Source organism: Helicobacter pylori NCTC 11637 = CCUG 17874 = ATCC 43504 = JCM 12093, from assembly GCF_900478295.1.
Classification (GTDB): Bacteria; Campylobacterota; Campylobacteria; order Campylobacterales; family Helicobacteraceae; genus Helicobacter; species Helicobacter pylori.
This window is the reverse complement of record NZ_LS483488.1, coordinates 178,966-189,631: the sequence shown is the minus strand read 5'-3', so window position 1 is coordinate 189,631 and position 10,666 is coordinate 178,966. Positions and strand designations below refer to the sequence as shown.

The window sequence follows — 10,666 nt, the reverse complement described above, 5'->3', positions numbered from 1 at the left end:
ACCATGCTCTCTTTAAAACAAGATTCCTTTTTTTTCTTATGCTTAGGGATCTTGGGGTTTTATTTTTATAGCCTTTTGAGGGATTTGATGCCTTTTTTACCCCCCATGATTGGGTTTTTATTCTTGTTTTATGCGAAAAAATACGATCATTTTTTACCCAGTTTGAGCGTGTTTGGTTGTTTGTTTTGGTTTGAAAGCATGCATTTAAAGACTTTAGGCGTTTTGGCTTTATTGTTTTTAATCTACCATCAAATCGTCTATAAAAACTCTTTAAAGCTTTTTAATGACGGCTTTTTATTCAAAACTTTGCATGTTTTTTTGGTTTATTGCCTTTATTTATCGTGCTTTTTTTCGGTGTCCTTGAGTTTGAAAATACTCGGCTTTCTCGCTCTTTTTGCTTTAATAGAGAGCGCTTTGTGGGGTTTGTATGAAAAATCTTCGTTATAAGCTTTTGCTCTTTGTTTTTATAGGATTTTGGGGGTTATTGGTTTTAAATTTATTTATTTTAAGCGTTAAAAATCAAGAATACTATGAAAAACTGGCTGAACGAAACATGACTAAAAAGGAATTTTTAATCCCTACAAGGGGCAATATTACAGACAGAAATGATGAGTTTTTAGCCACTAATGAATTGGTGTTTGGCGTGTTTTTGCCCAGCGGATTGAAACAAAAAGAGCTTTTAGAAAAAATTGAAATCATCCAAACATTTTTCCCTAACTTTTCTAAAGAAGTGCTTTTAAACAATTACCAAAAAGAAAACTCGCTCTATAACCATAACCTCATTAAAGTGGTTGGCTTCATTCCTTATGCCACCATGCAACCTCTTTATGCCAAACTCATCCAAACTCAAGGCATTTTTGCGCTTCCCTTAGACAAGCGCTACTACCCTAATAACGCTTTAGCTTCGCATGTTTTAGGCTATGTGGGGGTGGCAAGCTTGCAGGATTTGAAAGACGATGAGGAGAATCAATACAGCCAGATTGTGGGCAAAACCGGCATTGAAAAAGAATACAACAAGCTTTTACAAGGCAAGGTGGGCTATAAAATCATGCGCGTCAACGCGTTCAATCAAGAATTAGCCACCTTAGAAGTAGTGCCACCAAGCACCAACAACCACTTGCAATTGAGTTTAGACAAACGCTTGCAAAAAGAAGCGGACAAGCTCTTTGAAAATAAAAGGGGGGCTATTTTAGTGATGGATGCAGAAAGTGGGGAATTGCTCGTTGCAGGAAGTTACCCTGAATACAATTTGAACGACTTTGTAGGCGGGATCAGTCAAGACAAATGGCAAAAATTTCAAGATGATATTTATAACCCCCTACTAAACCGCTTCGCTAACGCCTTGTATCCGCCGGGATCTGTGGTTAAAATGGGCGTGGGCTTGAGCTTTTTAGAAAACCTTAATATCACAGAAAACACCACCATACCCACCCCGCCTTTTATTGAAGTGGGTAAGCGCAAATTCAGAGACTGGAAAAAAACAGGGCATGGCAATTCTAATTTGTATAAAGCCATTAGGGAGTCTGTGGATGTGTATTTTTATAAATTTGGGCTTGAAATTTCTATAGAAAAACTCTCTAAAACCTTAAGGGAAGTGGGCTTTGGGGAAAAAACGGGCGTTGATTTGCCGAATGAATTTGTGGGGATTGTGCCGGATAATTTGTGGAAACTCAAACGCTTCAATCAAGATTGGCGCGTTGGGGACACGCTCATTACCGCTATTGGGCAAGGCTCTTTTTTAGCCACGCCCTTGCAGGTTTTAGCCTACACGGGACTCATTGCTACGGGCAAACTGGCAACGCCTCATTTTGCTATCAACAACCAACAACCGCTCAAAGATCCCTTAAATAGCTTTCAAAAAAAGAAGCTCCAAGCCTTGCGCGTTGGCATGTATGAAGTGTGTAACCATAAAGACGGCACCGCTTATCATTCCACAAGGGGTTCTAAGGTTACTTTAGCGTGTAAAACCGGCACCGCGCAAGTCGTGGAAATCGCTCAAAACATCGTCAATCGCATGAAAGAAAAGGATATGGAATATTTCCATCGATCCCATGCGTGGATTACCGCATTCTTGCCTTATGAAAAACCCAAATACGCTATCACTATTTTAGTAGAACATGGGGAAGGGGGGTCAAAACTGGGGGGCTTGTTAGTGAAAATGAGCAATAAACTCTATGAGCTTGGCTATCTTTAATCAAATTTTAAACCTTTTCAAAAACGCAACCTTTTAAACGCTAAAGACCATTAGCCAACTTGTTTCCAACTCATTCCACCGCTCTATAACCCAGTCTAACGGGTGGTTTAAAACTGGTCTTTATTGGAGCAAATTCTAAAAGCGTAACTTTAATGAGATTTAGACTTGCTGTGTTTTTGGCTTTATTCTAATCGCATGATGGTTAAAGTCTTGCTTAATATTTTTAAAAAATGGGGTTTTAGTTATTTGGCTTCATCGTTTTGGATTTTATCATTATTTTCTTAAAGGGATAGGGGGTTATTTTGCGCCATTTCCCCCCTTAAGAAATAACGCTTTTTAAGAAATTGTCGCTTGATTAGCGCAAGCTCTTTTATAGTTTTATTTTAAAAATACTTTTAGCGTTTTTAATGCTCAATGAGAAAAGAGCTTTTTATTAGCGCCTAAAGCACTCCCATTCATCTTAAAGATGAATGTTATCCAAATGGCTTAAAAAGCCGGGATAATCGCCCCCTTATAGGTATCCAAAATAAATTTCCTGGTCTTTTCACTCTGCAAAACTTCAATCAGCGCTTTTATGGCTTCATCTTGCGCATTATCCTCACGAGCGGCTATTAGATTGGCATAAGGCGAGTCCTTGTCTTCTGAAAATAAAGCTCCGGTGAGTTTTGCTTGCAAGGCATAATTCCCTGTTACAATAGCTCCATCCACATCCCCTAAAACTTTAGGCAATAGCGCGGCTTCTAAAGGCTTGATTTTGATGTTGTAAGGGTTTTTGACAATATCAAACTCCGTAGCGTATAGATTGCTTGGATCTTTGAGAGCGATAAGGCCTTGTTTATGGAGTAAAATCAACGCCCTGCCTTGATTGGCCGGATCATTTGGCACAGCAATCACTGAGCCTTTTTTAAGGTTTTTAATGTCCGTGATTTTTTGAGAATAAAATCTTAAAGGCTCCACATGGATATTGGCCAAACCAACAAGGTGCATTTTTCTGTCCAAATTAAACCGATCCAAATAAGGGCGGTGCTGGAAGTAATTCGCGTCTAAAGAGCCGTCATTGAGCGCTAAATTAGGCAACACATAATCGGTAAAAGATACGATCACTAATTTGATCCCTTTCTCTTTCAAATCGTCCACGACTGATTGCAAGATTTGTGCATGCGGAACGGGGTTAGCGCCCACTTTAAGCTCACGAGTGATTTTGTGGTCTTCTTTTTTTTCTTTGTGGTGTTTGGCGTCTAAAAGGTTAAACAAACCTAAAACAATTACCCCTACACTAATAACACGCTTGAATATATTCATAAAAAACCCTTTATTAAAAAAAATTAATTCAAAAATGATAAAAAGATAAAACGATACGAAAACTTTAGAAACTGGCAAAGAATAAAAAGAAAAGGATTCAACCAAGAAAAACGAAGTTTCTCTTGATCAAACAGCGAACTAAACCATTAAAGCTTAATGGAATTTTCTTTAAGATACTCTGCAACGCCTTGGTGAGTTGCTTTCATGCCTTTATCGCCTTTTCTCCAGCCTGCTGGACATACTTCACCATGTTCTTCAAAGTGCAAGAGAGCGTCTACCATGCGAAGCATTTCATCTGCATTCCTACCTAATGGCAAGTCATTGATCACTGCGTGTCTTACTTTCATGTTTTTGTCAATCAAAAAAGCTCCTCTCAAAGCGATCGCTTCTTCAAACAGCACATCATAGTCTCTAGAAATGCTCTTAGTAATATCAGCCACCATGGGGAAAGTTACTTGACCGATACCGCCTTTTTCCACAGGGGTGTTTTTCCATGCGAAATGCACTTGTTCGCTGTCAATAGACACGCCAATCACATTAAAGCCTTTTTCTTGGAAGTCTTTCACTCTTTTGTCAAATGCAATGATTTCTGTAGGGCATACAAAAGTAAAATCTTTTGGCCAGAAGAAAAGAATCGCACCGTTCTTACCCAAATTTTTAGAAAGCTCAAAGTGTTCATCAACCTCATTGTTTCCTAAAACGGCAGGCGCTTTAAAGTCCGGGGCAAGTTTTGTAACTAACATATACAACTCCTTAAGTGTTTTAAAATTTTGTTGGATCAAAATTAAACCTAAAAACAGATTTAATTTATTATGCTTTCCACTCAATCAGCGGAAACATAGTGGAGTATATTCTTAAAAAGTTAATGAAAAGATATTTTCTTTAATATTTTAAGATTTTATGAAAAATAGTTTCATTTTTACTGCTTGTATTTTCTTAATGGTGTTATAATCGCTTCATAAATCATACGAAAGGAATTGTTATGTTAATCGCTCGCTTTAAAAAAGCTTTCATTTCTTATTCTTTAGGTGTGCTCATTGTTTCATCGTTATTGGGCGTGGCTAACGCTTCAGCACAAGAAGTCCAAGTCAAGGATTATTTTGGGGATCAAGCCATCAAGCTTCCTGTTTCTAAAATAATCTACTTGGGTAGCTTTGCAGAAGTGCCTGCTATGTTCCATACTTGGGATAGGGTCGTGGGCATTTCGGATTACGCTTTTAAATCTGATATTGTTAAAGCCACTCTCAAAGATCCTGAACGCATTAAATCCATGAGCAGTGATCATGTGGCGGCGTTGAATGTGGAGCTTTTAAAAAAGCTTAGCCCTGATCTTGTGGTAACCTTTGTGGGTAACCCTAAAGCGGTAGAGCATGCGAAAAAATTTGGTATATTATTCCTTTCTTTCCAAGAAAAAACCATTGCAGAAGTCATGGAAGATATTGACGCTCAAGCTAAAGCCTTAGAAATTGACGCTTCTAAAAAACTGGCTAAAATGCAAGAAACTTTGGATTTTATCAAAGAGCGTTTGAAGGGCGTTAAAAAGAAAAAGGGAGTGGAACTTTTCCATAAAGCCAATAAAATTAGCGGCCATCAAGCCCTTGATTCAGACATTTTAGAAAAAGGGGGTATAGACAATTTTGGCTTGAAATACGTTAAGTTTGGGCGCGCTGACATTAGCGTGGAAAAAATCGTTAAAGAAAACCCTGAGATTATCTTTATTTGGTGGATAAGCCCGCTTAGCCCTGAAGACGTGTTGAACAACCCTAAGTTTTCTACCATTAAAGCCATCAAAAACAAGCAAGTTTATAAACTCCCCACAATGGATATTGGCGGGCCTAGAGCCCCGCTCATTAGCTTGTATATTGCTTTAAAAGCCCACCCTGAAGCGTTTAAGGGCGTGGATATTAATGCGATGGTTAAAGACTACTATAAAGTGGTTTTTGATTTGAATGATGCAGAAATTGAACCCTTTTTATGGCATTAATTTTTAAAAAGGGGCTGATATTTTTAGCCCTTTGTGTATCGCGCTAGGCTTAGAACAAGCCCTATAGCGATACAATTCGCTAAAAGCGAACTCCCTCCATAGCTCAAAAACGGCACCGCTAGACCTTTAACCGGAAGAATTCCTCCCACCCCAAAGGCGTTGATCACCAAAGAAAAACTGATGAGCAGCACCACGCCCACGCAAAATAGCGAGTATTTTGGCTCTTTCAAGCGGTTAGCGATCCTAAAAATCAAAACGATCAAAACAGAAAACAAAATAAAACAAACGCATAGCCCCAAAAATCCCCATTCTTCGGCGATCCCAGCTAAGACCATGTCTGTATGCACTTCGCTCAAAAATCCAAGCTTGATTTGCCCAAGCCCAAGCCCTTGCCCAAACAACCCCCCATTATGCATGGCATTGCCCGCATGAAAGACTTGATAGGATTCGGGCAAGTCGCTTATTCTAAGAGCGTTCGCTAATCTATCCGGCAAGAGCGTGAAAAGCGAGTTTTGCAAATTAGACCACCACAATTTTAGGCGCAAAATCCTATGAGCACTTGTAACAATCGCTAAAACGCTGATCGCAAACGCCCCTGAAATAATCAAGCCAAACAAATGCGTGCTCCCCCCAGAAAAAACCAACAACACCGCTAAAACCGCCCCCAAAAGAACGATCTGCCCCAAATCGTTTTGCAAAACCCCTACCCCAATCGCTAAGGCTACAAACACCACCGAATAAGGCACAAAAGTGATGAGTTCTTCTTTGACATTAGCCTTTTCTTTTGCCACAAAGGTGCGAGACAAACTCCACGCAAGAAAAAAGGTGAAACCAATCTTTAAAAACTCCAAAGGCGCTAGAGAGAAAAACCCCAAACGAATCCATCGCTTCGCCCCCCCAGCGCTACTGGAAAGGCTTTCTGGCAAAAAAAACATGCCAATAATGAGTAATGGTGGGACAAAAAGAAGAAAAAACCCCAAACGGCTAAACCACTTGCTAGGATCAACCCTAGACAACCCCCACATGATAACAATCCCTATGATCGCGCTCACAAGCTGGCGTATGAAAAAATGGAATTCCCCATAATGATACAGCACCACTGTGGTGTAAGTTGAGAGCGAATAGCTCATCAATACCCCCAAAAAAATCAATAGCGAAGCGCAAAAAAACAGGTTTCTGTCTGTAGTCATTAGGATTTCCTTATTTTGGTTTTTGAATAGGCGTTCTCTTAAGGTATTTTAGGGGTATTTTACACTATAATGGCTCTGAATTGGCTTATCGCTCAAGCTTAAGCATGCTTTGGAATTGATCGCATCCTTTAATGAAAAAGCGAGCCGGTTTTGGAATGCTTTTTGCATGCTATGAATTTGCAAGGGTTTAAAAAAGGGGTTTTGTATGGATTTTTCTAAAGCGTTTGGGTTGGTTTATAAGGCGTTGGATTATAGGGCTTTAAGGCAAGATATGATCGCTTCTAACATCGCTAATGTGGATACCCCCTTTTACAGGCCAAAGGATTTGGATTTTGAAAGCGTTTTAGCGGAGAAAAAAGCAGAAATTTTTGAAAACCAATCTAATAAAGTTTTGCCTTTAGCCCACACTAACCCTAGGCATTTAGACTTTGAAAATAGCGCTAAAGATGGGGCAAGCCTTTTTTTTAGAGACGGGCATTTGGCTAAAAATGATGGCAACAGCGTGGATTTAGACATAGAAACGAGTGAAATGGGCAAGAACTCTACCATGTATTTAGCCTTGAGTTCTGCCTTAAAAAAGTATCGAGGCGTGATCAATTACGCCATTGATTCCAGTAAGAATTTATAGTTAAGGGAAAGCATGTTTTTATCTTCTTTTGATATTAGCGGTTATGGTTTGTCCGCCCAACGCTTAAGGGCTAATTTGATTTCTTCTAATATCGCTAACGCTAACACCACGCGCACGAGCGAAGGAGGTCCTTATAGGAGGCAAGAAGCGGTGTTTAAGGCTTTTGATTTCAATGAGATTTTAAACCAAAAAATCGCCCAAAACCATCAAATTACCCCCTATGAAGACCCCTTAGATGAAGGCGATGACAACCCCTTAATCCCCATCACAAGCGTGGTGGTGGATAAGATTGTGCGCGATGATAGCGAGCCTTTGATGAAATACGATCCCAGCCACCCTGACGCTAACGCTCAAGGCTATGTGGCTTACCCCAATGTGAATGCGGTGGTTGAAATGGCGGATTTAGTGGAAGCGACTAGAGCTTATCAGGCCAATGTTGCAGCCTTTCAAAGCGCTAAAAACATGGCACAAAACGCGATTGGTATGTTACAAACATGAACGATTTTCAACAATTTATGGTAGTATAAGAAAATTTAGGTAGTATTAGCCAAAGATCAGTAGAATACAAAATGAATAAAATATTTAATAGAGTTAAATTTTTAAAAAAGAGCTTAAGGAGGTTCTATGCAAGCCATACACAATGATAAAAGCTTATTGAGTCCTTTCTCTGAGCTTAACACGGACAACAGGACTAAAAGAGAAGAATCAGGTAACGCCTTTAAAGAACAAAAAGGTGGGGAGTTTTCTAAACTCTTGAAACAATCTATCAATGAGCTTAACAACACTCAAGAGCAATCTGATAAAGCCTTAGCGGATATGGCGACAGGGCAAATCAAAGACTTGCACCAAGCGGCTATCGCCATAGGGAAGGCTGAAACGAGCATGAAACTCATGCTTGAAGTGCGCAACAAAGCGATCAGCGCTTATAAAGAGCTTTTAAGAACGCAGATCTAGTCTCTTAAGTGGCTTCTCTTTAAATGATCGCCTGGTCCTTTTTAAAGAGAGGGTTTGTTGTTGCTACGCCCCCTTTTAACAGATTTTACCATCAAAAATTCATGCTTTCATGCGTTGTGAGAAACCGAATCTACGCCATTTTCAAGTAAGCGTTCATGGATAATAAAAACATTGATCCTAACTTCAACCTAGAGCAATTCTTAGAAACCCAAAGAGATAAGGGTTCTGTTACAGCATTAATCTTTTTATTGCTTTTTTTTATTTTTTTAATGGTGGCTTTTAAAAAAGCTTTTTTTGCCCAAGCCAACATGCCCACTCTGGTGATGAGCAAACAAGACACTGCGACTAGAGGGACTATCTATAGTCAAGACAACTACAGCCTGGCCGCTTCGCAAACCCTTTTCAAACTGGGCTTTGATACAAGGTTTTTAAACCCGGATAAAGAAGATTTTTTCATTGATTTCCTTTCTATTTATAGCAATATCCCTAAAAAGTCCTTAAAAGACGCCATCAATACGAAAGGTTATATTATTCTAGCCTATGATCTCACGCCCAATATGGCTGCTAATATTAGAGACTTGAATAAGAAATTTTTAGCCTTTGGGGTTTTTCAAAATTTCAAAGACACGCACGATAAAGTGTGGCAAAAGCAAGGGCTAAACATTGAAGTGAGCGGCGTTTCCAGGCATTACCCTTATCAAAATAGCCTAGAGCCAATCATTGGCTATGTGCAAAAACAAGAAGAAGACAAGCTCACTTTAACTACCGGTAAAAAAGGCGTTGAAAAATCTCAAGATCACTTGCTTAAAGCCCAACAAAATGGCATAAGAACAGGCAAAAGAGACGTGAGTTTTAACTTTATCCAAAACCACTCTTACACAGAGGTTGAACGGCTTGATGGCTATGAGGTGTATTTGAGCGTTCCTTTAAAGCTCCAAAGAGAAATTGAAACCCTATTAGATAAAACTAAAGACAAACTCAAGGCTAAAGAAATCCTAGTGGGTATCATTAACCCTAAAAGCGGGGAAATTTTATCGCTAGCTTCAAGCAAGCGCTTCAATCCTAATGCGATTAAAACCAGCGATTATGAAAGCTTGAATTTGAGCGTTGCCGAAAAGGTTTTTGAGCCAGGCAGCACGATCAAACCCATTGTTTATTCCTTGCTGTTGGATAAGAATTTGATCAACCCTAAAGAACGCATTGATTTAAACCATGGCTATTACCAATTAGGAAAATACACCATTAAAGACGACTTTATCCCTAGTAAAAAAGCCGTTGTGGAAGACGTTTTAATCCAATCTAGCAATGTGGGCATGATAAAAATCAGCAAAAACCTCAACCCAGAGGATTTCTATAACGGGCTTTTAGGCTATGGATTTTCTCAAAAAACCGGCATTGATTTATCTCTAGAAGCCACAGGAAAGATCCCTCCTTTGTCCGCTTTCAAGCGTGAAGTGTTAAAGGGGAGCGTTTCTTATGGCTATGGGCTGAACGCGACTTTTTTGCAGCTTTTAAGGGCTTATGCGGTGTTTTCTAATGAAGGCAAATTGACTACCCCTTATTTAGTGCAACGAGAAACCGCCCCTAATGGCGATATTTACATCCCTAGCCCCAAACCCACTTTTCAAGTCATTAGCCCCAAAAGCGCTAGAAAAATGAAAGAAACCTTAATCAAAGTGGTGCGTTATGGCACAGGCAAAAACGCTCAATTTGAAGGGCTATACATAGGGGGCAAAACAGGCACGGCTAGGGTCGCTAAAAACGGGAGTTATAGCGCGCAGTCCTACAACAGCTCTTTTTTTGGGTTCGCTGAAGATGAAAGGCAGGTTTTCACTATCGGCGTGGTTATCTTAGGCTCGCACGGCAAGGAAGAATATTACGCCAGCAAGATTGCAGCCCCTATTTTTAAAGAAATCACCGAAATTTTAGTGCGTTACAATTACCTCTCGCCCTCTATTGCGATTCAAAATGCGTTGGAGAAAAACCGCTTTAAGATAAAATAAAAGGCTCTTTTCAACCCAAACCCCAAAAAGGAGTCTTAAGTTGCCGGCTCTGTGGCATTAAGGCCAAATTTAGAGGACAGATTAGAAAAAATCTGTTTAAGTTAGATTGAACCCAATTAAATAAAATGAGACTTGCATGATCCCTAGAAAGACAATCAAAACTAACCCTTAAATCAAAAAGAATGCGGATTAACTTGTTATTGTAATTTAAACGCAAAGTTTACAATAGGCGAGTGTTCAAAATTTAATCAAATAATGTAAAATTAGAGCGACTATAAACTTGGCAGTATCAACTAGGCTCATTAAAAGGCGAAATTCAAATGATTAAAAGCATAGAGATTGAAAATTACAAAAATTTCAAGTACTTTAAAATGGAAAATTTTAAATAAAGGAAGTTAAAAAATTAAAAGA

At 39.3% G+C, this 10,666-nt stretch carries 11 protein-coding genes and 1 pseudogene; 9 read left to right on the top strand and 3 right to left on the bottom strand.

Annotated features, from left to right (window positions below):
• The first annotated feature begins 3 nt into the window (after positions 1-3).
• Together DQL14_RS00845 and mrdA are read left to right on the top strand one after the other, a co-directional pair.
• Entirely contained in the window at positions 4-447 is a 444-nt protein-coding gene (locus DQL14_RS00845) for a hypothetical protein (RefSeq protein ID WP_108169515.1), read from the top strand.
• A complete protein-coding gene (gene mrdA / locus DQL14_RS00840; protein WP_108169514.1) occupies positions 428-2,194 on the top strand; it encodes a penicillin-binding protein 2 in 1,767 nt (588 codons plus the stop codon). The genes DQL14_RS00845 and mrdA overlap by 20 nt, the downstream gene beginning before the upstream one ends.
• A gap of 486 nt (positions 2,195-2,680) precedes the next feature.
• On the opposite strand, the gene DQL14_RS00835 is transcribed toward mrdA, so the two are convergent.
• Together DQL14_RS00835 and DQL14_RS00830 are read right to left on the bottom strand one after the other, a co-directional pair.
• A complete protein-coding gene (locus DQL14_RS00835) occupies positions 2,681-3,496 on the bottom strand; it encodes a MetQ/NlpA family ABC transporter substrate-binding protein (RefSeq protein WP_108169967.1) in 816 nt (271 codons plus the stop codon).
• A 146-nt stretch (positions 3,497-3,642) separates the two neighbouring features.
• Positions 3,643-4,239 (bottom strand): peroxiredoxin, encoded by a 597-nt coding sequence (locus tag DQL14_RS00830; RefSeq protein WP_000961643.1) that lies wholly within the window; start codon positions 4,237-4,239, stop codon positions 3,643-3,645.
• A 239-nt stretch (positions 4,240-4,478) separates the two neighbouring features.
• On the opposite strand from DQL14_RS00830, the gene DQL14_RS00825 reads away from it, so the two are divergent.
• Positions 4,479-5,480, top strand: a complete 1,002-nt coding sequence (locus DQL14_RS00825; RefSeq protein WP_108169513.1) for an ABC transporter substrate-binding protein — start codon at positions 4,479-4,481, stop codon at positions 5,478-5,480.
• A gap of 23 nt (positions 5,481-5,503) precedes the next feature.
• On the opposite strand, the gene DQL14_RS00820 is transcribed toward DQL14_RS00825, so the two are convergent.
• Positions 5,504-6,670, bottom strand: coding sequence for an FtsW/RodA/SpoVE family cell cycle protein (locus tag DQL14_RS00820; protein WP_108169512.1), 1,167 nt, complete (start codon positions 6,668-6,670; stop codon positions 5,504-5,506).
• Positions 6,671-6,875: 205 nt separating this feature from the next.
• Here DQL14_RS00820 and flgB point away from each other — a divergent pair, with 205 nt between their 5' ends.
• The 6 genes and pseudogenes from flgB to DQL14_RS08920 form a co-directional block, all read left to right on the top strand.
• A complete protein-coding gene (gene flgB / locus DQL14_RS00815; RefSeq protein WP_039089847.1) occupies positions 6,876-7,298 on the top strand; it encodes a flagellar basal body rod protein FlgB in 423 nt (140 codons plus the stop codon).
• 12 nt (positions 7,299-7,310) lie between these two features.
• Entirely contained in the window at positions 7,311-7,796 is a 486-nt protein-coding gene (gene flgC, locus DQL14_RS00810; protein ID WP_000480077.1) for a flagellar basal body rod protein FlgC, read from the top strand.
• Positions 7,797-7,922: 126 nt separating this feature from the next.
• Positions 7,923-8,252 (top strand): flagellar hook-basal body complex protein FliE, encoded by a 330-nt coding sequence (fliE, locus tag DQL14_RS00805; protein ID WP_001147916.1) that lies wholly within the window; start codon positions 7,923-7,925, stop codon positions 8,250-8,252.
• Between the two features lie 23 nt (positions 8,253-8,275).
• Positions 8,276-8,401 (top strand): transcriptional regulator, encoded by a 126-nt coding sequence (locus DQL14_RS08475; protein ID WP_108169511.1) that lies wholly within the window; start codon positions 8,276-8,278, stop codon positions 8,399-8,401.
• A gap of 6 nt (positions 8,402-8,407) precedes the next feature.
• Positions 8,408-10,255 (top strand): peptidoglycan D,D-transpeptidase FtsI family protein, encoded by a 1,848-nt coding sequence (locus DQL14_RS00795; protein WP_108169510.1) that lies wholly within the window; start codon positions 8,408-8,410, stop codon positions 10,253-10,255.
• Positions 10,256-10,575: 320 nt separating this feature from the next.
• Positions 10,576-10,641, top strand: a pseudogene (locus tag DQL14_RS08920) (AAA family ATPase); the annotation flags it as partial.
• Positions 10,642-10,666 lie beyond the last annotated feature (25 nt).